This is a genomic window from Sphingobacterium alimentarium, from assembly GCF_004342685.1.
Taxonomy (GTDB): Bacteria; Bacteroidota; Bacteroidia; order Sphingobacteriales; family Sphingobacteriaceae; genus Sphingobacterium; species Sphingobacterium alimentarium.
This window is the reverse complement of the sequence record NZ_SMBZ01000047.1, coordinates 1-21,355: the sequence shown is the minus strand read 5'-3', so window position 1 is coordinate 21,355 and position 21,355 is coordinate 1. Positions and strand designations below refer to the sequence as shown.

25 protein-coding genes and 1 pseudogene are annotated in these 21,355 nt (G+C 37.6%); 5 read left to right on the top strand and 21 right to left on the bottom strand.

Annotated features, from left to right (window positions below):
- Nucleotides 1-171: 171 nt before the first annotated feature.
- The 18 genes from EDC17_RS14065 to EDC17_RS13975 all read right to left on the bottom strand — a co-directional run bounded on the left by EDC17_RS14065 (nt 172) and on the right by EDC17_RS13975 (nt 15,853).
- Nucleotides 172-747 carry a hypothetical protein gene (locus EDC17_RS14065; RefSeq protein WP_132778697.1) on the bottom strand — a complete coding sequence of 192 codons (576 nt, stop codon included), beginning with the start codon at nt 745-747 and terminating at the stop codon, nt 172-174.
- Nucleotides 748-1,230: a mechanosensitive ion channel domain-containing protein gene (locus EDC17_RS14060; protein WP_165894433.1), complete on the bottom strand. Its 483-nt coding sequence runs from the start codon at nt 1,228-1,230 to the stop codon at nt 748-750.
- A 70-nt stretch (nt 1,231-1,300) separates the two neighbouring features.
- On the bottom strand, nt 1,301-2,470 hold the full coding sequence (locus EDC17_RS14055) for a cation:proton antiporter (RefSeq protein ID WP_132778695.1): 1,170 nt from the start codon (nt 2,468-2,470) through the stop codon (nt 1,301-1,303).
- Between the two features lie 18 nt (nt 2,471-2,488).
- Nucleotides 2,489-3,112 carry an HdeD family acid-resistance protein gene (locus tag EDC17_RS14050; RefSeq protein ID WP_243646160.1) on the bottom strand — a complete coding sequence of 208 codons (624 nt, stop codon included), beginning with the start codon at nt 3,110-3,112 and terminating at the stop codon, nt 2,489-2,491.
- A 217-nt stretch (nt 3,113-3,329) separates the two neighbouring features.
- Nucleotides 3,330-3,689 carry a hypothetical protein gene (locus tag EDC17_RS14045; protein ID WP_132778693.1) on the bottom strand — a complete coding sequence of 120 codons (360 nt, stop codon included), beginning with the start codon at nt 3,687-3,689 and terminating at the stop codon, nt 3,330-3,332.
- Entirely contained in the window at nt 3,686-4,684 is a 999-nt protein-coding gene (locus EDC17_RS14040; RefSeq protein ID WP_132778692.1) for a sigma-70 family RNA polymerase sigma factor, read from the bottom strand. Before EDC17_RS14040 ends, EDC17_RS14045 begins: the two co-directional genes overlap by 4 nt.
- Before the next feature lie 67 nt (nt 4,685-4,751).
- Nucleotides 4,752-7,382: an ATP-dependent chaperone ClpB gene (gene clpB, locus EDC17_RS14035; RefSeq protein ID WP_132778691.1), complete on the bottom strand. Its 2,631-nt coding sequence runs from the start codon at nt 7,380-7,382 to the stop codon at nt 4,752-4,754.
- A 13-nt stretch (nt 7,383-7,395) separates the two neighbouring features.
- Nucleotides 7,396-7,695 carry a thioredoxin gene (trxA, locus tag EDC17_RS14030; protein WP_132778690.1) on the bottom strand — a complete coding sequence of 100 codons (300 nt, stop codon included), beginning with the start codon at nt 7,693-7,695 and terminating at the stop codon, nt 7,396-7,398.
- Between the two features lie 3 nt (nt 7,696-7,698).
- Nucleotides 7,699-8,145 carry an ATP-dependent metallopeptidase FtsH/Yme1/Tma family protein gene (locus tag EDC17_RS14025; RefSeq protein WP_243646159.1) on the bottom strand — a complete coding sequence of 149 codons (447 nt, stop codon included), beginning with the start codon at nt 8,143-8,145 and terminating at the stop codon, nt 7,699-7,701.
- A gap of 43 nt (nt 8,146-8,188) precedes the next feature.
- Nucleotides 8,189-9,163: a DnaJ C-terminal domain-containing protein gene (locus EDC17_RS17515; protein WP_132778689.1), complete on the bottom strand. Its 975-nt coding sequence runs from the start codon at nt 9,161-9,163 to the stop codon at nt 8,189-8,191.
- A 15-nt stretch (nt 9,164-9,178) separates the two neighbouring features.
- On the bottom strand, nt 9,179-9,880 hold the full coding sequence (locus EDC17_RS14015) for a zinc metallopeptidase (RefSeq protein WP_207895768.1): 702 nt from the start codon (nt 9,878-9,880) through the stop codon (nt 9,179-9,181).
- A gap of 309 nt (nt 9,881-10,189) precedes the next feature.
- Complete coding sequence (locus EDC17_RS14010) at nt 10,190-10,558, bottom strand: hypothetical protein (protein ID WP_132778688.1); 369 nt, start codon at nt 10,556-10,558, stop codon at nt 10,190-10,192.
- 257 nt (nt 10,559-10,815) lie between these two features.
- Entirely contained in the window at nt 10,816-11,760 is a 945-nt protein-coding gene (locus tag EDC17_RS14005; RefSeq protein ID WP_132778687.1) for a YfdX family protein, read from the bottom strand.
- 21 nt (nt 11,761-11,781) lie between these two features.
- Nucleotides 11,782-12,219, bottom strand: coding sequence for an Hsp20/alpha crystallin family protein (locus tag EDC17_RS14000; protein WP_076781576.1), 438 nt, complete (start codon nt 12,217-12,219; stop codon nt 11,782-11,784).
- A gap of 78 nt (nt 12,220-12,297) precedes the next feature.
- Entirely contained in the window at nt 12,298-12,738 is a 441-nt protein-coding gene (locus EDC17_RS13995) for an Hsp20/alpha crystallin family protein (RefSeq protein WP_132778686.1), read from the bottom strand.
- A 163-nt stretch (nt 12,739-12,901) separates the two neighbouring features.
- Nucleotides 12,902-14,149, bottom strand: a complete 1,248-nt coding sequence (locus EDC17_RS13990) for an IS4 family transposase (RefSeq protein ID WP_207895770.1) — start codon at nt 14,147-14,149, stop codon at nt 12,902-12,904.
- A gap of 114 nt (nt 14,150-14,263) precedes the next feature.
- Nucleotides 14,264-14,941: a Crp/Fnr family transcriptional regulator gene (locus tag EDC17_RS13985; protein ID WP_132778685.1), complete on the bottom strand. Its 678-nt coding sequence runs from the start codon at nt 14,939-14,941 to the stop codon at nt 14,264-14,266.
- 363 nt (nt 14,942-15,304) lie between these two features.
- On the bottom strand, nt 15,305-15,853 hold the full coding sequence (locus EDC17_RS13975; protein WP_132778684.1) for an IS3 family transposase: 549 nt from the start codon (nt 15,851-15,853) through the stop codon (nt 15,305-15,307).
- On the opposite strand from EDC17_RS13975, the gene EDC17_RS13970 reads away from it, so the two are divergent.
- The gene (locus EDC17_RS13970) at nt 15,799-16,155 is read left to right on the top strand and encodes an SDR family oxidoreductase (RefSeq protein WP_132778683.1); all 357 of its coding nucleotides are present in this window, start codon (nt 15,799-15,801) and stop codon (nt 16,153-16,155) included. The genes EDC17_RS13975 and EDC17_RS13970 overlap by 55 nt on opposite strands.
- Before the next feature lie 135 nt (nt 16,156-16,290).
- Here EDC17_RS13970 and EDC17_RS13965 read toward each other — a convergent pair whose 3' ends face one another.
- The 3 genes and pseudogenes from EDC17_RS13965 to EDC17_RS13960 all read right to left on the bottom strand — a co-directional run.
- Complete coding sequence (locus tag EDC17_RS13965) at nt 16,291-16,641, bottom strand: hypothetical protein (RefSeq protein WP_132778682.1); 351 nt, start codon at nt 16,639-16,641, stop codon at nt 16,291-16,293.
- Between the two features lie 11 nt (nt 16,642-16,652).
- Complete coding sequence (locus EDC17_RS16910) at nt 16,653-16,811, bottom strand: hypothetical protein (protein WP_165894432.1); 159 nt, start codon at nt 16,809-16,811, stop codon at nt 16,653-16,655.
- A gap of 116 nt (nt 16,812-16,927) precedes the next feature.
- A pseudogene (locus tag EDC17_RS13960) lies at nt 16,928-17,266 on the bottom strand (IS1634 family transposase); the annotation flags it as partial.
- A 310-nt stretch (nt 17,267-17,576) separates the two neighbouring features.
- On the opposite strand from EDC17_RS13960, the gene EDC17_RS13955 reads away from it, so the two are divergent.
- The 4 genes from EDC17_RS13955 to pckA all read left to right on the top strand — a co-directional run bounded on the left by EDC17_RS13955 (nt 17,577) and on the right by pckA (nt 21,260).
- Complete coding sequence (locus EDC17_RS13955; protein WP_165894431.1) at nt 17,577-18,269, top strand: recombinase family protein; 693 nt, start codon at nt 17,577-17,579, stop codon at nt 18,267-18,269.
- A 222-nt stretch (nt 18,270-18,491) separates the two neighbouring features.
- Entirely contained in the window at nt 18,492-18,941 is a 450-nt protein-coding gene (locus EDC17_RS13950; RefSeq protein ID WP_132778679.1) for a hypothetical protein, read from the top strand.
- Between the two features lie 103 nt (nt 18,942-19,044).
- Nucleotides 19,045-19,419, top strand: coding sequence for a DoxX family protein (locus tag EDC17_RS13945; RefSeq protein ID WP_243646158.1), 375 nt, complete (start codon nt 19,045-19,047; stop codon nt 19,417-19,419).
- A gap of 227 nt (nt 19,420-19,646) precedes the next feature.
- On the top strand, nt 19,647-21,260 hold the full coding sequence (gene pckA, locus EDC17_RS13940) for a phosphoenolpyruvate carboxykinase (ATP) (RefSeq protein ID WP_132778678.1): 1,614 nt from the start codon (nt 19,647-19,649) through the stop codon (nt 21,258-21,260).
- Nucleotides 21,261-21,355 lie beyond the last annotated feature (95 nt).

The window sequence follows — 21,355 nt, the reverse complement described above, 5'->3', positions numbered from 1 at the left end:
GTTCCTAAGTCAATACCTATATTTTTCCCATATCTTGTAATATTTTATTTGTTAATACCCAGTTTTATCACTGAATTTATAATCAACTTAAGTGATAAACCAATAATGATGCCATTATGACATTTTTATTTGGTAGAAAAACGCCATATTGACAGCTTGGGGTTGACAATATCAATTGTCCGAAAAATCCATTAGTTCATTTGTTTTAAGAATAAGTTTTTCAAAGGATTGAACATCCATATCTTGCTTTGCCTTATTATCTAAAATATCGTTTCTTATTTCAACCGAAACCATTGACATTTCATCTAACAAATCATCCAGGTCTTTTTCAGAAATCTTTTCATTTTTCGCCAGCCTAACAAACCGAATAACAAACTTATTGAACGCAACCAAAACATTTTCACCAGCAATAAAAATCATTCGTTGGCTTAAAAGCCTTAATTCTATTATATCCTCGTGGGTAATCTTTTCTTTACGCACAATATCTTCCAATTGCCTTATAAGTTCCTGGTAAATGGTCGTTTTTAAAGTTAAAAAACGAATACGTACCTCTTTGTTAAGCTCATTTTCGGTTTGTTTCCCCAGCAACGACCAGGTTGTTAGGGCAGTTATTGTGAAACCTATAATGGCTGCAAATATCTCGTATGTAAAAGGTTCTGACTTTTCACTATTTAAAACCATACGCAAAATCAAATACCCAATAAAGAGTATAAGAGCTATTATTATCAGTTTTTTAAATGTGTTCATTTAATTTGGTTGTGTTTTTTCCGCATTAATACCCTTTACGGTTTTTTGAAAGAAAGTATTATTTGGTACGTTAAAGATTCTATCATCATCTTCTAATTCAGTAAACATCAGATTTATATTTACTACTGTCGCTTGTACTTCAGGGTCATGCAGCTTTATTTTCGAACCTATTTTGAAAGGGTTCATTATAAAAATAAATATTCCTGAAATAATATTGCTTAAAATACTCCATACAGCAAACAACTCAATTGCTACAACAGAGAGAAAACCACCAAGATATACCCAAATATTATTTAGGTTTACCCCCCAAATTATAAGCGTTAAAAAAATCAAAGCAATCCAAAAAGCTATAGCAATCGTTTTTCTTACCAGAAATAGACGATGTGGTTCATATGAATAAAGTGCAGAAAGCTTAATAAGTCGTTTTTTACTTAACGCTTTCAGAAGGAATACAACTATCACCAAAATAATGGTTAATCCCATCTTTATGAAATTTGAGTTCATGGAATTGAATAAGTCTGGGTTTAAATGGAATCCATTTACATCAGATAATTTAGTTATGAGATAATTTAGGGAGCTTATAAATGAAATTTTGTATTATCCCTATCCAAACAGAAGTTATCATCATGGTAACAGTTATTACAGCTAAGGTCATTTGATAACTATAATCGCCTATTACCCCCAGGGAAACAGCCGCACTAACAAGAACAAAACTAAATTCGCCAATCTGAGATAACAAAGCTCCGGCATATATACTATCATGCCATGTACTGCCCATGCCTTTAAATATCATGGCATTTATTAAACTATTAATAACCATAACTGCAAGGGTGATTAACGATATAACACCAATGTTTTGGTATGCGAAGTGTAGGTTAAGTTGCAAACCAACTGCTAAAAAGAAAAAGGCTAAAAAGAAAACACGAAAAGGGACCAGAGCATGATCTAACCATTGGGTGGACTTATCCTGTCCGACCAATATACCTGCCAAAAGCGCCCCCAAAGCAGCCGATAACCCAAACCAATGACTTACCTGTGCCATGCCAAAACACAAAACAAAACCCAAAAATACTTGCAAGTCGTGGTCTCGTATCAAATCATGCCTGAATGGAATTTTTATTAGTTTTTTGCGAATGGCGAAATGCATAAAAATCAATATGGCCAGACCGCCAACTACTGTTCTTGCTAACTCAATGGTCTCCAATTTACCTTTGGCCATAAAGTTTAAGGTAAGCATCATTGGTACGATGAGTATATCTTGCATGATTAATACTCCGGATGTTAACAGCCCTATTTTACTTTTAATTTGCCCAGTGTTTGATAAATATTGAAAAATAATGGCAGAACTACTTAAACTGATGACAAAACTCAAAAGTATAATTACCTGCCAGGACCAATTTAAAATTTGACCTGTTATAACCATGAAAGCAAAACTGAGTAGCAATTGCGATAATGTACCCAGTAACGGTTTTTTAAAACTTTTAGAAAAGTCGGGCAGGTTAATTTCTGCTCCGATAAAAAACATGAGTAATATTACACCAAGTTCTCCAATTTCGTTAATCGTTGATGAATTTGAAATAACCCCGAACACCTCAGGCCCCAGAATGATTCCCGCTATGATATAGGCAATAAAATAAGGTTGTTTCGCTCTTTTTAATAAAAGTGCTAAAAATAATATCGTAAGCGATACTATAAACAGTCCGTTTAACAGTCCATGATTCATTTCAAATAAAAGTTAAAGTTACCAAAGTTTTGTTTTTGCACCATTTTCTGATGTTTTTTTTAATTTAAAACCCAAAAAGAAATAAGTCATTGCCGATAGAAACGCATTAATTCCAAGCAACCAACCCGAAGCCAACAATACATTTTCAGGTTGGGTTATAAACATCCAGAGGATGATAGCTCCCAATATAACTGAGAATAATCCGCTAAATATCATCCACAATTCTCCTTTGATTTCTTTGCGAAGCCGAAGGGCTGTTATTATTTCTGATATGCCAACGAATATTGACCAAAAACTAATGCTGGCCCATAAAAAGCTGGCAATTGCAACAGTGGCAATAAGTGGAGAAACAATAACAGCAATACCTGCCAGTATACTTATAATAGCGCTAAAAATAAGCCATCCCCACCGCTTTCCCTTTCTGATTTTCCGAACCGATGCAATAATGCCAAAAATACCATCAGCTAAGGCAAATGCACCAAAAACAATTGCCAGGGCAAGTATGGCTGTAACGGGCATAATAAAAGCCAACACAGAGAATATTAGCGCAAGGAAGCCTTTAATGATGAAAGCCCACCAGTTTGAGGAAATACTTTTTATTCCCTTTTGTTCGTCTTGAAATTCATTACTAATTGTTGTCATTTTTATTGTTTTTTAGTTTAAAAGTTTGAAACTATTTATTCCCTCGAATATATTTTTAATTAGACATCTGCTTTTTAAACACTAATAATCGTCAAAATTGACTTTAGCACTTCTATTTCCGTGGAACCCTCTTGTTTATTGCCTTTGGCGAGCTCGCAAGCTCGGTTCATGTCCTTGTTGTGGACGGCAGTGCATAAGGGTTTCATTAAGAAATAAATCAGACCATTTTTTTTAACAACTCCCATTGAAAACGGCCAACTAAAGGATTGTCTGGGTTGCCATTAATCATGGTTAGGAAATACGCCGTTTTAGACATTTGCCAGTCAATCTTTAAGGTATGCGAATCGCTGTTAGAAACGTACCTTTTGCCGAAGTGCTGCTCAAGCGGAAACCCTAAATTCCTGCAAATAGCCATTGCCCGTTTAATAGCCATCCCCAACTCCTTATCTGATTCGAAAAAATGTTCTATGGATGCAGCATTGAAGTGCATTTCCAATTGTTCTATGGCTTCAATAAAAGCCCCAATATGCAATGGCACATTTTGGTTGTACAGAACTATTGTTTCTATCTTTTTCATACATTTTTATTTTTTAGTTTTGATACAATACTGAATGTGATATCATCAATGATATTTTCGACAGCTTCAATTTGCATACGCATCGACTTTGCAATCTCATTAGCAGTCATTTCATGTAGCCAGAACAGTTCAAAAGCCCGTTTAGCATTTTCATCAACATTAGCCAAAACCTCGTTTACAACGGGTTCTATTTCAATATCGGCAGGGAGTTCAATTAGCGCATCGCTGTTGAGAATCTCATTGCCTAATTTTGTGTTCTCGTAAGAAATATCATCCAAATCTTCCTGCATGATAAGTTCTCCGTCTGCATCAGCGGTAAATTTTTCTTCCATGCTTAAAAGTTCTTCTTCAGCCAGCTTATCGAACGAAATATGTGCGTTTTTTGGGTAATGCTTTTCCATAAAACTTTCCAAAGTTTCGCGGGCAATTTGAAAACTCCATGGGGAGAACTCTTTGTCTTTTTTAGGTCGTTCTTCAAATCTTTCATAAAGAGCAAGGTATATCTCATCCACCAAATCATCAATTGTAAACCCGCTGGCAACTTTTGTTTTGCTATACGAAAGATACCTGGCTACAAACCCGCGGATAGCAGGCAAAAGTTGTTTTATAAGGAAGTTAAAGTGTTCTTTATCCTCTTCGTTTCTTAGCTTATTAAGTTGGGATAAATGCTTGCTTGCTATGTTAAGTCTTGTTTTTTTTTGTGAAGCTATAAATTGCCTTAAAAACCTGGATTTAAGCCGTGTCATTATTTGTTCAGCTAAGATCGCCGGTTCAGTGCCTTCAGCTTCTGCAAAAACCTGGTTAGCTCCTTGTTTTAAATAAAAAGTTGCTTTTATCCCCTTATTGGTTTCTGTTAAATAAGCATCCAGTTTATTGGAATTAAGAAGAACATCCATGCGGTCAAACCATTTATTATGATTTTTTATGACCTCTCCAAACTGACTTGCCAATTTGCTATCTGTCAATAAATGTTTGTTATGAATTGTTGTTTTCATCTTATTTCATTTTAAGGTTCATCAAAATATTTGCCTGCATTACACAAAATGGTTAAATCAGATTATATTAAGCTTCAAAACTTAGTTTTTCGTTTTCATTTTCGGGCTCCCTGAATACAATTTTATTATCAATAGCATCAATCACAATATGTGAATCGGGGTTTACCGTGTCCTCGAGCATGGCCACCGATAGTTCATCCAGGATTTTGCGCTGTATCAGCCTTTTTAGAGGCCGGGCCCCAAATTGTGCATCAAAACCTTCTTTTTGCAGGTAGTCTAAGCAGTTATCTGTTACATAAAAAGTTATATTTTGCTTTGATAATACCTGTTGCAGGTGTGCCAATTGAATTCTTATAATTCCTTCCAAATCGTTTTTTGACAGCGGACGGAACATAATAACTTCATCAATACGGTTTAAAAACTCCGGTCTGATACTTGTTTTAAGCAATTCAAATAATTGCTTCCTTGTTCTATCAATAATATCTTCGGTATTTTTTTCTGTAATTTCGGAAAAGTTATCCCTAATAATATCAGAACCTAAATTGGAAGTCATGATAATAATTGTATTTTTAAAATTGGCAATACGCCCTTTATTATCAGTTAGTCTTCCATCTTCCAATACCTGTAACAATATATTGAATGTATCAGGATGTGCTTTTTCTATTTCATCAAGTAAAACCACAGAGTAGGGTTTTCGTCTTACCGCTTCTGTTAATTGTCCGCCTTCGTCGTAACCAACGTAGCCCGGAGGCGCTCCAATCAGCCTTGAAACAGCATGTCGCTCTTGGTACTCACTCATGTCAATGCGAGTCATTAGTTTCTCATCATCGAACAAGTACTCTGCCAGGGCTTTGGCAAGTTCGGTTTTTCCAACCCCGGTTGTTCCGAGAAACAAAAACGAGCCAATGGGGCGGTTTTCATCGGACAGCCCGGTACGGCTTCTTCGTATAGCTGCCGCCACTGCATGTATTGCTTCATCCTGGCCTACGACCCGTCTATGCAGTTCTTCCTCAATATGAAGTAGTTTTTGTTTTTCGCTTTGCAGCATCTTGCTTACCGGGATGCCTGTCCATCGGGATATTACCTCGGCAATATCTTCAGCGGTTACCTCTTCTCGTACCAACCTTTTACCATCCCTTTCATATTCCTGAAGTTTTGCAACCGCCTGTTTTAATAGCTCTTCTCTTTTAGGAAGTTCTCCATACCTGATTTCTGCTACCTTACCTAAATATCCTTCACGCTCAGCTTTTTCTGCTTTATACTTAAGGTCTTCGATAGCCTGTTTAATGTTTTGTATATTTGTAACTACCGATTTTTCATCTTCCCACAGGGCCATTAGTTGCTTGCGTTCGTCTTGAAGGTCGGCAAGTTGCATGGAAATGAGTTTTACCCTTTCTTTATCTTTTTCGCGTTTAAATGCTTCCCGTTCTATTTCCAGTTGTTGAATTTTGCGGTCAAGTATGTCAATTTCTTCGGGTTTAGATTTCATCTCTAATCGTAGGTGAGCAGCGGCCTCGTCAATCAGGTCAATAGCTTTGTCGGGCAAATAGCGGTCGGAAATGTACCGAATGGAAAGTTGCACTGCTGCCACAATAGCCTCATCCTTAATCCGTATTTTGTGATAATTTTCATACCGTTCCTTTATACCCCTTAAAATTGAAACAGAATCTTCTTCGGTAGGTTCGTCAATAAACACTTTCTGAAACCTTCTTTCCAATGCTTTATCTTTTTCAAAGTATTTTTGAAATTCATTGAGGGTAGTTGCACCAATAGCCCTTAATTCTCCGCGTGCTAATGCAGGCTTAAGGATGTTGGCTGCATCCATAGCACTTTCACCTCCGCCACCGGCACCTACCAAGGTATGTATTTCATCTATAAAAAGAATAATCTGCCCATCTGATTCGGTAACTTCTTTTACTACCGTTTTCAACCGTTCTTCAAATTCTCCCTTATATTTTGCTCCGGCTATCAGGGCTCCCATGTCGAGCGAATATATCTCTTTGGAAAGCAGGTCTTCGGGTACATCTTCATTAACTATCCGAAAAGCTATCCCTTCAGCTATAGCTGTTTTACCAACTCCCGGTTCACCTACCAAAATGGGGTTGTTTTTACTTCTACGGGCAAGAATTTGCAGCACCCTTCGTATTTCATCATCCCTGCCAATAACAGGGTCGAGTTTACCGCTCTGTGCGCGTTCGTTCAGGTTTATGGCGTATCTTGATAATGAATTGTAAGTATCTTCAGCACTATGACTGGTTACACGCCCTCCTTTTCGTAACTCTTTTATGGCAGAAGTTAAATCTTTTTCGTTCAGCCCACTGTCTTTCAATAAACTGGCAACCGGGTCGTCTACTTTCATCAGTCCTATAATGATATGTTCCAACGATACATAATCATCTTTCATACTTTTTGCAGCACTTTGGGCTTTTGTTAATGCCTCGTTGGCCGTGTGGCTAAGGTACTGTTGCCCTCCGCTTACTTTAGCATACCCGGTTACAATACCGTCAAGAGCTGCAATTACATGCTGATGATTTATTGAAAGCTTTTTAAAAATAAAGGGGATTACATTTTCATCTACCTCCATAATACCTTTAAGCATGTGTCCACATTCTATAGCCTGATGCTCATTTTCCATTGCAAGTTGCTGTGCCCGTTGAATGGCTTCCTGCGATTTTATAGTAAACTTGTCTAGTTGCATATATTTTAGGTTTTTATAAATTTTGATTTATTAAATTAATTAATTGCGGTTTAGAGGCCACGCCGGATTGCCTCCAGATAATTTGCCCGTTTTTAAATAAAATTAACGTTGGCACGCCTTGCACACGATATTGTTGTGCTATTGCCGTATTCTTATCAACATCAATCTTTATAATCCGTGCTTTGCCTTTGATTTCAGCAGACACTTCTTTAAGAATAGGAGCCTGCATCTTGCAAGGGCCACACCAGTCGGCATAAAAGTCCACTAAAACCGGTTGTTCACTTTTAATAATGTCGTTAAAAATCCCTTTCATATCTCATTGTTTTAAGTTTTTACCAAGTATCTGTTTTATTTCTTCATGGTTTATAACCTCCTGCTCCAACAATATATTCGCCATTTTATCCAATAAGTCATGCTTTTCGGAAAGAAGCTTTTTTGCATCTTCGTAACATTGATTTATTATTTGACTTACTTCCATATCAATCTGCATCTCCACATGTTCCGACCTTCGTTCCAACCCTGATGCCTGTCCCAGGAAGCCGGGGTTTGATTTATTAACCAATGAAATGTTCGGTAACTTTTCGCTCATGCCGTAAACAACAATCATGTTCCTGGCCAGTTGTGCTATCCGCTCAAGGTCATTGGATGCGCCTGTTGAAACTTCTTTAAAAATCAATTCCTCTGCGGCCCGGCCTCCAAGTAAGCCCTTTATTTTACCAAGCAACTCTGATTTTGACATCAGATAGCGGTCTTCAAGCGGCATCTGTAAAGTATATCCGAGTGCACCTATTCCCCTGGGCACAATACTAACTTTCTCGATTTATTTTCTGAACACTGTCTCTCAATTTCATAACCAGTTCTTTTTGTTCCGGGGTCAATTTATCCGGTAGCTTCACCTGAATTTTAACATATAAGTCACCATGCGAAGATTTACCATATACAGGCATACCCTTTCCTTTAAGCCTGAACTGTTTGCCGTTTTGAGTACCTTCAGGAATTTTCATGTTTATTCTGCCTGACAGGGTTTGGATTTCCATTTTGCCACCAAGTAGTGCTGTAAACAAATCCACAGGCATGTTCATATGCAAGTCGTTTCCTTTGCGCTCATAAACCGGGTGAGGGGACACGTTGATGGTGATGTACAGGTTGCCTGCCTTTCCTCCCCGGGCTTTCTCTCCTTTTCCTTTTGCGCGGAGTTTTAATCCAGAGTAAGCTCCAGGTTTTATTTTCAGCTTAATCTTTTCACCCCCCAGGTCAATAATGCGTTCGGTACCTGTGTAGGCTTCCTGTAAAGAAATAGTTATTTCTCCTGCCAGGTCGTTACCGGGTATATCTGCACCGAACCCGGAAAACCCGCCGGTACCAGAGAATCCTTTCCCCTGTCTGGTTCCTCTTCCAAAGAAAGACTCAAAAAAGTCTGAAAAACCACTGCTACCACCTCCAAAAAACTCAGAAGGGTCGCCTTCAAACTCATAATAATCTTGCCCCCCGGGTGCACCCTGTGAATATCTTGCTCTTCCACCAGCGGTTGATGGGTCATAGCCAGCATCCCGGTATTGCTTCCAATTGGAGCCCAGTTGGTCGTATAGTTTTCTTTTTTCCGGGTCACTCAATACTTCATTAGCCTCACCAATTTCCTTAAATTTTTCTTCTGCCTCCTTGTTTCCGGGATTTTTGTCCGGATGGTATTTTACCGCCAGTTTGCGATATGCCTTCTTTATTTCATCCTGAGAGGCTTTCTTATCAACACCCAGTATTTTATAGTAATCTTTGTATTCCATATTCTTAAATAGTTATTATTCATCACTATGTCCAAGCAAAGCAAACAAATAATAGAGTAAAGTAGCAAGCGAAGACAAAGCAGCAATTACATAAGTTGAAGCTGCCAAACGCAATGCTTTTTCAGCCTTTGAGTGTGGTGAATAATAATCGGTTATTCCGGTACGTTGAATCCATGCTAATGCCCTGCTGCTTGCATCAAATTCAACTGGTAGTGTAATAAATGCAAAAAGTGTAAAAACTCCATAACATGCAACAATTATTAAAGGTGCCGTTTGCATGGAGAATAAACTTCCGAGTAAAAACGAGCCGAAAAACATTCCAATAAAAATCTTATTTAAAATAGTTGCGCTGATATTTTGTAAAGGCACAAGCGCTGAAGGCAGGCCTGACCAAGCATACGCATTAGCATGTTGCACGGCATGGCATGTTTCGTGAGCGGCAACGGCAGCTGCCGCTACATTTGTACCATAATAAACATCTTGACTAAGATTTACAGTTTTGGTTTGCGGATTGTAATGGTCGGGTAAAGTTCCTTGAACCGACATAATATTAACATCATAACAACCATGGTCGTAGAGCATTTTTCGGGCAACTTCGGCTCCGCTCATGCCGTTGGCAGTAGGAATCGCTGAATATTCCCTGAATTTGGATTTTAGTCTACTTCCCACAATCAAACATAAAATAAAAAATATCCCGAATATCAACCAAAGCATCATAATGTTAAAGATTTTAAGATTAAACAACTACTTTTTTCTACACAATCTGCAATTATGAAAATGTAACATTTCTATAAGCTTCTTTTCACTATATTTTAATACAATTTTGTACCTTTCAGATGGTTCTTTTTTCCTGATGTAATGAAACGGACATTTCTCGGCAATTTCGTCTTTTAAGGGGCAGCCGAATATTAAACCCAAAATACTATATTTGTCAATATCATCGATTTTCTCAAGAATTACAGTTATTTGATGTTTATAATCTGTAACCCTATTTACTCAGGAATACCGATTTATAGTGAAATAATGTTATTCATTCTTTCCTTTCTCAGGAAATTGTTCCATGAAAAACTTGTTTTCGATAGAGTCCATTTCCCAAAATAGTCTTTCCATTTGTTGCATATTATTCATAAAACGTTCGTGAAAAAAGTCGTTTTTGTAAAAATCATACTTCAACAAGCTGTCTTCGAAAAACAAATCATTGAAATATGGCGTTGTTGAGAAAGAATAATTGTCTTCAAACATATTCCGGAAATTATTAAAAATACTGTCGGCAGCAATTTCATCTCCTTCAATATTTGAATAGTAATAGGTATAAGTAGAATCATAACGGATTAAATTTCCATTCTCATCGTACTCTTTATTTACCTTAATATCTTCTTTAGGTTGTTTACCCAATATTAAAGAAGTATCAGACTCATTATTATTCTTTTCCTTTTTTTATTTCCTGTCCATTGCATGACGAAAAGGTTATTGAAAAAGCAATGAACAAGGCTATGTAATTTGCTTTCATGTTTGCACTGTTTTGGAATTATTAATCAACATTTTTAAACTTTCGAAATATTATTCCGGCTTTTATTGCCTAAAGGGGCTGTATGTTATTTAATATTTTACAGCCCCTGTTAATTTAATCTAAAAGTTAAGAATAAAAATTGTTATGAAGCTATTCTTTTCTTAAAATCAGCAAGTTTTGTTTTAAATTTCTCAAACAATGCCTGAGAATCACCATCATCTTTCACTGATTTTTTCAATTCTTTAATGGTTTTGTTTAGTTCTTCATATTCACGGTCGCGGTCGCCATAACCAAGCTCTTCGGCCATAATTAACTGGTATTCTGCATTGTCAAGAAGTTCGAGTACCTCTTTCTTTTTGTCTTCATTGGAAGCATCATCGGTTTTGGCCTGTGCGATAAGCGCCTGTGCCCTCAGTATAGGCAAAGGAATGCGTTCTTCGCTTATAACTAATGTGTTAAGAGCTGTGTATAGCACTACTTTGGCTTCATCAGTTTTCCCTTTGTCAATTAAAGCCGCTGCTGATTTCATGGCTTCGGGAAAAGTTGCTAAAGGTAATTCAACTTTAGTAACCTGCAATTCACTGGCCAGTTTTGCTAACTCATAGCGCAACACCTGGAAATAGTCCTCTTTTAAGGCCTGTCTTGCTGCTCTTTTTATATGCCTGATTGTTTCAAGGTCGGCCACCAGGTCAACGGTTTTAACCGATACGTCAATAGGCACCAGTGCCAAATCGGGTTTACGGGCCAGTAAAATATTTAACTTGCCGGTTGATTTTTCAAGCGCTACCAGAGCTCCTTTGGTATCCTTTGCTTCGAGGGCGTCAAGCGCCACGTAAACTTGTCCGAGAGCTTCTGAGGCTTCTGCCACTATTTGGTCACTCAATGATTCAACAGCATCAATTGCCTGCTCCTGAACCTTACCTGCAAGTGAATCGGCATTCATACCCAATTCAACCGGTTTTTCCATTCGGATTTCTTCCGTTTGCGCGACACTATCTTCTTCGCTTTTGTTTTGGCTTTTATCTCCGCAACTTGTTAGTAAAACTATTGCCAGAAAAGTATAAAGAATTTTATTTAATATTTTCATGATTATTTAATTCTGTGGTTACTATTTAATTTCTATTGCCTTTTTGTTTTCTTCTTTACCCTTTATTTTACCAACTTTTATTTTCAATACCCCGTTTTTCATAGAAGCATCTATATATTCAGGGTCGGCATTCTCGGGTAATTGAAACATTCGTTGGAACGAGGCATAACCATATTCACGGCGCATCCAGTTGCCTTCGTTTTCTTCTTTTTCGTATTGTTTTTCAGAAGAAACAACTAAGCAATTGTCCTTAACTTCAAGTTTAATGTCTTTTTTATCCATTCCCGGCACGGCTAAAGAAACCTCAAAGGTGTTGCCTTTATCGTTTATGTTCACTGCGGGTACGCTGGCGATTTCTTCCGAACCCGAAGCCTGGTCGTCAATTTTTTTACCAAAAAATTTCTCAACAACATTTGGAAATTTTGGTTTAATGTTTTTTGTCCATTTAATTAAGTCCATATCAGCTAATTTTTAAAGTTTTACAATTAAATTCAATAACAGGTCATCGCAATTTTTGCGATGACCTGTTATAATAAATTACGAAATTTCAATGCTTTTTGGCGGTTTAGGCTTAGCTTCTTCCTTTTTTGGAATAGTAACGGTTAAAATACCATCGTTGTAAGAAGCGCTGACTTTATCAGCATCGGCGCTATTGGGCAGGGTAAAGGAACGGGTGAAAGCCTGGTAGGCAAATTCTCTCCTGGTGTATTTTTCACCTTCGCCCTCTTTTTGTTCTTCCTGCTTTTGCGAAGAAATTGTAAGCAGGCTGTTATCAACATTAATTTTAAAATCGCCTTTTTTCATACCCGGCGCAGCCATTTCAACTACAAACCCATTTTCGTCTTCCTTAATATTTACTTTAGGAAGTGTGGTGTTGGTAGCCGAATAGTTTTGGTTTCTCCAATCGGCCAATTCGGTGCCAAAGAAATCATCAAAAAGATTTCCGAATAATGGATAATTTGTTTTTACTAGTGCCATAATTTTTAAGTTTAAAGGTTAAAAAAGAATAATTTAAAATGATACTAGCGAAAGTTATGTATTTTAGAAATGCTTTTCCTTGATTCAAATCAAGACACTGAAAAAATTTGTTCAATCGTTCATATTTGATATCATTGTTGTCCGGTAAAACGGATGTTTAATTTTATTTGTTAATTCTAATTCGTTCTAAGGCTATTTTCTTACTTATTTCAAAAAGCAAGCCCCCTGTGCTCGGTAAAGAGTGAATTTTCGTATCGATTTTCATTCCTATCAATGACTTTGCGCCAACATCCTTCTGGGTCTTCAAGGAAACGATATATATATCAACATAATTCATTAATTGGTTTCTAATCAGGGACACCATATTTGAAAAAGCCCATGAGCGTTTCACCTTACTTTTTACCAATGTAATCAATAGATTAGCCAGCATAGCTGCCCATATTTGTATTTCAATGGCATTTTCATTGTCTCCCAGAAAATATTTAAGCGGAAAGTTCTGTTTTAGTTGCTTGAACTGTAATTCTATTTTCCATCGTTGTTTATAGATCAAAGCTATTTTTTCTGCCGAAAACTCAAAATTATTGGATATAAACTCAAATAACCGTTTGTTTTCATCATCCCAATAGGCGATCCGCCTAGTGCGATGCTCGCTCTTTTTGTCCTGTCCGTAATACAAAACAACTTCTTCATCTTTTAATACACTCGAGGGTGCATTCTCCGGCAGGTCGTATTCTTTACGCGCTTGATAGACTGCATTTTCTTTCAACCGGGTAACATAAAAGATCCCGCTTTGAGAAAATGCTTCATATTGGGCATAATCTACATAACCTTTGTCAAAGGTGATAATTGATCCTTTGGACAAAGTATGGACTTCGTTAAGGAAAGTGTGGTCATGGCGGACTGCTACGTTGTAGCGAATCAAACAGGGAACGTTTTCACTCGCTTTGACGATGGTATGCGCCTTGATTCCGCCCTTTTTCTTTCCTTGTAATGGATTGCGACCAACCCCTTTCAAAATGTCCTTGAACAACGTGATGGTCGTGGAATCCATGATATAAAGCCTTTTCATATCGACATCACTCAAGCGGCTGTCCGCTAAATGTTCCCGGTTCCGTTGATAAACCTCCATATAAATTTCACCAAATAATTTACTACTGCGGCGCTGGTTAGCTTCCGATAAAGTACTTCTCCGAACGATATAGCTCAAACCCAAATGGCTCAGCTTATGTGCATTGGCTAGCAGACCTATAATCACTTCCCGAATAGAGGAATAGCCCTCCAAAGCAACAAACATCATCACCACAACGTGGTTGTAGGTAGTGAGCTTTTTAACATATCGATCTCCTTCATGGCTTTGGCTAATTTTCTTGATCTGACCTTTGTCTAAAAAAAATAACAGTTGATTTAATATCGGCTGTCAGCTAAAATTTGTACTTTTACCCATAGTTACTTTGTTTGTTTTGCAACCTCAAAGTTAGCTAAAGGGTTGGTGCTTGCGCCAACCTTTTTTAATCTTTACCGGACACTAGTGATTTGATATTTTAAATAATTTGTCTTTTCTTAAAAGTTCAATAATTCCGTTTATAGATTTAATAAGTCCGGATTCCTGAAACCTGGTTAAATACCTGCTAAGCGTTTCAGGGCTAATGTTTATTATTTTAGCCAAATCTTTTTTAGGTAAACGAATCAGGCTGTCATCATGCACAGGGCTATTTTCAGATGCCTGTTCGAGACCTAATAATAAAGTAGCCAACCGTGAATCAATTTTCTTTGAATGCAGGTTCACAATTTGTTTTTCACTGCTCCATATCTCATTACACAACATTTGAATAATTGACCTGGTAAAATCATTGTTCTCATGTATAAGTGTGAGGAATACATTTCGGGGGAAAAAGTATAGCTCGCAATATCCTAATGCCTGGGCATTGTCAGGGTATGGTGTATCTTTTAATAAAGATACATAACCGATAAATTCGTTATGCCCAAGCATCCGCAATATCACCTCATCACCTTCATTGCCACCCCTAAATATTTTAACCCACCCATATTTCATAAAATACACACCTTTAGGCTTATTACCTTTTCTGTATATAAATCCTCCTTTTTTAAAAGTCCTTATCTCAAAGGGGCTATTTATTTCATTGCTGAAATGGTTGCAAAGCTCTGCAAAAAGTTTGTTCGATATGTTTCTTTTTTCACTCATTTTTGTTTCCTTGTTTACAACACTTCATTGAACAGACTATTACAGAGGCGAAATTTCAAGAAAGCATTAAAATTGATAGATGCAATTTACGTATTCTTATTGGCAATAATTTAAGTGTTTTCCCGCAGTAATTCTTCCAATAATAAATCAAGGTTTACCGATGCAAAAGACGATGCATAGTCACTCATGGCATAGGGGATGATGAGTTCATTGTTGTGGACGATTGCCCCGCATGTGTAAACTACATTTGGGACATAACCGGAACGTTCATTTTCGTCGGGTAATAAAGTGGTTCTTTAAATCTTCCTATAACTTTTGTAGGATCTTTCAAATTGGAATTGCAACTTAAAATAGGAGACTTTTTTATGCTGCCAATCTTTCTTTATCCAGCAGCATCTCTTCGATCTGCTTGGGGGTTTTACACCCCAGTGCAGAATGTGTTCTTTTGGTATTATAAAATCCCTCAATATATCCAAAAACCTCTAATTTAGCCGACTGCTGATCCATGAATTTCCTCTGATAAACCATGTCCGCCTTTAACGTCTTGAAAAAGCTCTCAGCCACTGCATTGTCCCAACAATTCGCCTTCCTGCTCATGCTTTGAAGTATCTTGTTTTCTACAATTACCTCCCTGAATTCAACGCAGGCATATTGGATCCCTCTATCCGAATGGAAAATAAGCCCACTTTTGACACCCCAGTTTACAATACCCATCTTGATTGCTTCTACAGAAGTGTTTTTAGCAGTCATATCGGTACTCAAAGACCATCCGATGACTTTTCTGTCCGCCAGATCGATGACTGTTGTTAGATAGAGCCAACCTTTGCCAGTATGGATGTAAGTGATGTCTCCAACCCATTTTTGCGAGAGGGAATCCGCTGAAAAATCTCTTTGGAGGAGATTTTCAGCTATCCCATAACTATGGCTATACCAATACGGTAGCCCGTGAAGTTGCCAGCTCTGGTGTTACGGTTAATGCCATCTGTCCTGGAATCGTAGGGACAGGTATGTGGAGAGGTGAAGACGGAATGGCAAATAGAACCAAACTGGAAGGCGAAACTGAAGAGCAATCTTGGGAAAGAAACAAAAATTTTTACATACCTCAAGGCGTAGAGCAAACACCTGAAGACATTCCCGATGGTGTACTATATCTTGCAGGTGCCAAACATTTAACAGGACAGGCACTTGCTGTTGACGGTGGTACAACCTTATAAATTTCAATAACTTAAACAGGCAATAGGAATATTCAACGATATCCCTATTGTTTTTGGTCATCAAAAAATGAGAATAGCCATAATAAGTGAATTATTATGCATAATTTAATAAAAATTACAGTTAATTATACATTTTTAGCAGTTACCTGAGCAATCTATTGTCCAATCATCCGCATCATTTTCATGTACTGCAATTTTACTGATGATCTCGTCTGCTTCGGGGTCCGTGTAGGTCCCGTAACCATTCACAAATACACCTTTAGCCCCATCACTCTTATTGTGCACAGCGTAAAGGATGGCTTCGTCATCCGGATCGTTCTGCCCGGTAAAACGGTAGATCTTATCAATGACCAGATCATTGATGTTGATGCAATGTTTGTCCAGCGTATAGGATGCGGAAACTTCCAATAGGTTGAAGTCTTCGGTATAGCCCCGCTGTCTGAGGATCTCCATAACTTCCGATAAAGTTTTCTCTGTTGTGATCATATCTGTTCGTTTTAAATTATTTGCGTTTTTTCAGCTATTCTTTTGACCGTTTTTAACGGCAGCAATTCTTTTACCTGTGCCAACCCCTTATCAGCGATAGGTGCACAGTGTTCGCTTTCCACATCTTCCAAGGGTAGATAGATGATCCTATTTTTATTATCAGTTGCCATATTCTGCCTGCTTTAATTTACAATACAAAATTGGCTATAATCAGTAATGGTATGTAACCCTCCCTATTTTCGGACTTTCATCCAGGCGAGTTTTCAAATATAAATATAGTTGTTATCATAATGACCAGATCTAAAAGAAATTGTTTATTTATCCCCGATAATCCCACTTTTTTAATGATTGCTGAGAGAATCTCGTACAAATAGGTATAGTAGACTCCTAAGAAATCGGCTTTATCAAGGTAAAGTAGGTTATCAAATTTTGTTTCTATTTCAAAAGGTAGTGTTGGTGCGTAATTGTCAATGAAATCTTGGGCTACCACTAGCATGGTTTCCAGTTCGGAATCGGTCTTAGCAGAACCAATATGTTTATAAATAACCCTTTTGCGGTTTAAATAATAGATCACCTGAACAGCTCTTGCTCCAGAACCTGTTTTTATTGTACGAATTCGCAACATAGAACACCCTTAGTGCGACAAATTACGATTTTTTATTAAATAAAAAACTGATTATCAAATAAATACATTTTATTAGTTCTACAAGGGGACAAGTCAGGAAAAGATATAGAGTAACGATAAGCTTCATAGAGGTGACGGATGAAGAAAGAAAAGTCAAACGTGGTATTATTGAAGATATTATGAAAAACCTTTAGAGGTATGGACAATTTTGTGTTAAAAACGTGACTTTCTAATGCCTTGTAAATCTGGTCCTTATTTGATGTTGAGCCTATTTTTAATTATATTGTGGCTGACAAAACAATTCACTATTATGATCGAAAATAAGAAACGAGTTGGTATTTGGATACGAGTGTCCACAGATTTACAAGTAAGGGACGAGAGCCCCGAACATCATGAACAACGTGCGAAATTCTATATCGAATCGAGAGATTGGCAAGTTGCTGAAGTGTATAGATTAGATGCTGTATCCGGTAAATCTGTTATGAATCATCCCGAGGCACAACGCATGCTTAATGATTTAAAAAGTGGACGTATAACTGGTTTAGTATTCTCTAAACTTGCGCGTCTTGCCAGAAACACTAAAGAGCTGTTGGATTTTGGGGAAATCTTTAGAAAAGAGGGAGCAGATTTGGTTTCATTAGCAGAACAGATAGACACAAGCACCCCAGCGGGTAGGTTATTCTTTACGCTTGTAGCTGCAATGGCAGAATGGGAACGAGAGGAGATTTCAAGTCGGGTGGCAGCCTCGGTGCCTATACGTGCAAGGATGGGAAAACCTCTTGGTGGACAAGCAAGTTTTGGATACAAATGGGAGAATAAGGCCCTTGTAATCGATAAGAACGAAGCTCCAGTTCGTAAATTGATATATGAAATATTTTTGAAGTGTCAACGTAAGAAAACAACTGCAGATAGTTTGAACAAAATGGGTTATAGAACCAGAAGTGGAGCATATTTTTCGGATACTACAATAGACCGATTATTACGGGACACAACTGCCAAATGAGTCCGAATTGCGAATTATACAAAGAGTTTAGGCGAAGGGAAGCAATGGGATATAAAACCCGAAAATGAATGGATAAAAATCCCATGTCCTTCGATTGTTGATGAAAATTTATGGGAGAAGTGTAATTCTATTCTTAATGAACAAGCAACAAAAAGAAAAAGGATTGGTAGGAAATCTGAGTATTTACTTGCAGGTTTTGTTAAATGTGAATGTGGTACTTCTATGTATGTGTTAAGCAGTGCGAAAAAATTTACATGTAAAAACTGTAAGAACAATATCCTTGTTGACGAAATTTATAAAGTTTACCAGCAACTCCTTAAAGGATACCTTCATGACCTACAACCAGAAATGTATGTTGGAGAACTTGAATCAGTATTGAAAGAAAAAGAAAAATTATTTTCAGAAACCAAAAAGAAACGTGTTCAACTACGAAAGAAAATGGATGAATTAGTTCCTCTTAGGTCGGAGCTTGACAAGGAGCTTTTTGGAGAATTATACCAACCTCTTGTTGATCAAGTAAAACAACTAGATAAATCTACTCCCGAATTGCAAGCCGAAATAGACCTTAAGCGAATTCAGATTGCTTCAAGTGATTACGTTCTCAAAGAAGCAAAAATGTTGTATAATCAATGGTCCGAAATGTGTTTCCGACAAAAAACAGGCTATTGTTGAAACTATTACTGAATATATTACCATTGGACAGGACTCTATTAACATAGGACTATCCCACCTTCCTTTATCCTCAAAGCAAACAAGTCCACACAACTTCAAGGATGTGGGTATATTAATCATCAGAGTGGCTATCGGCGCGATCATGTTAGCCTTTCACGGTATTCCCAAATTAATGATGGGTCCATCCAATTGGGAGAAAGTCAGTGCAGCGATATACAAAATAGGTATAACCTTTGCCCCCTCCTTTTGGGGCTTTGCGGCAGTAGCCGCTGAATGCGTAGGAGCACTTTTAATAATGATTGGATTATTCATGCGGCCCTCCGCTTTGGTACTCGCATTCACCATGTTAATTGCGTTTATTTCACATCTTGCCAAAGGAGATACCTTGGCAGCAGCATCCCATCCCTTAGAATTACTATTCATCTTCTTGGCTCTTGCTGTGACAGGAGCAGGAAAGTATAGCCTCGACAGAAAATAAACATATTTTGTCATTTTGATTTGAGTTTTTCATTTAACAGAAGAACTCAAATTAAATTTTTATCAACCGATTGTTTCCTTTAGCTAACAAATATTCAAAATGTTTTTTCATAATCTATAAAACCTTAACAAAAACTACATATTGTAATAATATTTGCAAAAATAATAGAAGTTAACTCCAGAGTCACCTCAACTTTATACCTTAGTATCAGAAAAATGAATTATGATATGGAGCAAAAAGAAATTGGTCTAGGTGAAATTTCCTCAGATATCCATCAAATAGAAAAACAGGCACAAAAAGTTTATTGGGACCTTAATAATGAAACGCTTACACAACAAGCGTTAGACCTCAAACAAGGGACACTTAATAATCTGGGTGCCCTGTGTGTAGAAACGGGAAAATTCACAGGTCGATCTCCGAAAGACAAGTTTATTGTCAAAGATGAGCGAACTGCAGATTTTATTGACTGGGGAGATATCAATATTCCTATATCGGAAGAAATCTTTGATAATTTATATCAGAAGATGAAAGCCTTTCTTGGCAATAAAGAAATATGGGCAAGAAAATGTTATGCAGGAGCTGATCCGAGATACAAGATAAATGTAACTGTAATCAATACAACGCCTTGGGCTAACTTATTTTGTAATAATCTTTTTATTACTCCTACTACCCAAGAATTAGAAAACTTTGAGCACGAGTGGTTGATTCTGCAAGTTCCTGAATTTGAAGCTAATCCTGCTGTAGATGGCACCAGGTCTTCCAACTTTACAATCGTCAATTTTACTAAAAAGACCATTCTAATCGGAGGTTCTGCATATACAGGTGAAATGAAAAAAGGAATTTTCTCTGTATTGAATTTCATCTTACCACATGAGCATGGGATATTACCTATGCACTGTTCGGCCAATGAAGGTAAAGACGGGGATGTTTCCTTATTTTTCGGATTAAGCGGAACCGGTAAGACTACCTTATCCGCAGACTCCAACCGTTCATTAATTGGTGACGATGAGCATGGCTGGACGGACAATTCTGTCTTCAATTTTGAAGGCGGATGTTATGCGAAAGTAGTAGATTTGAGCGCAGAAAAAGAACCAGAAATCTACGGAGCAATCAAACCAGGTGCGCTGTTAGAGAATGTTTCTTTCTTTGCAGATAGTGATGTTGTTGATTTTAGCAATACCAGTCTTACGGAAAATACGCGCGTAGCCTACCCTATCGATTATATTCCGAACGCGAAGCAACCTTCTCTGGGGGCTTTGCCAAAAAATATATTTTTCTTGACGTGTGATGCTTTTGGTATCCTTCCTCCTATATCGAAGTTGACCAAGGCACAGGCAATGTTCCACTTTATCTCCGGCTATACCGCCAAGGTGGCAGGAACTGAGGTCGGTATCACCGAACCACAAACTACATTCTCGGCTTGTTTTGGACGTGTATTTTTACCATTGCACCCTACGCAATACGCTGAATTACTAGGTCAAAAACTAGAGCAACATCCAGAGGTGAACGTTTGGTTGGTAAATACAGGTTGGACCGGTGGCAAATATGGTGAAGGCAAGCGTATGAACTTAAAATACACACGTGCCATGATCAATGCAGCTATGCGCGGAGATTTGGATGAGGTGGAATATGTACCTCACGTCGTATTTGGCGTGCTAAAACCGCAATCTTGTCCAGGTGTGCCTGCTGAAGTATTGAACCCACGCACGACTTGGGCCGATGCAGAAGCGTACGACAAACAAGCATTAGCTCTAGCACAATTATTCGTTGACAACTTTAAACAATATGAGGATCAAGCAAGTAAAGAAATTCTTTCCGCCGCTCCACAGACTTCTTTGTAAGAAGAGGACTGAATCATAAATACAAAAAGGGATGCACGAATCGTGCATCCCTTTTTTGGAAGTATAAAATTATATTTCGCTAAAAAACTTTACTA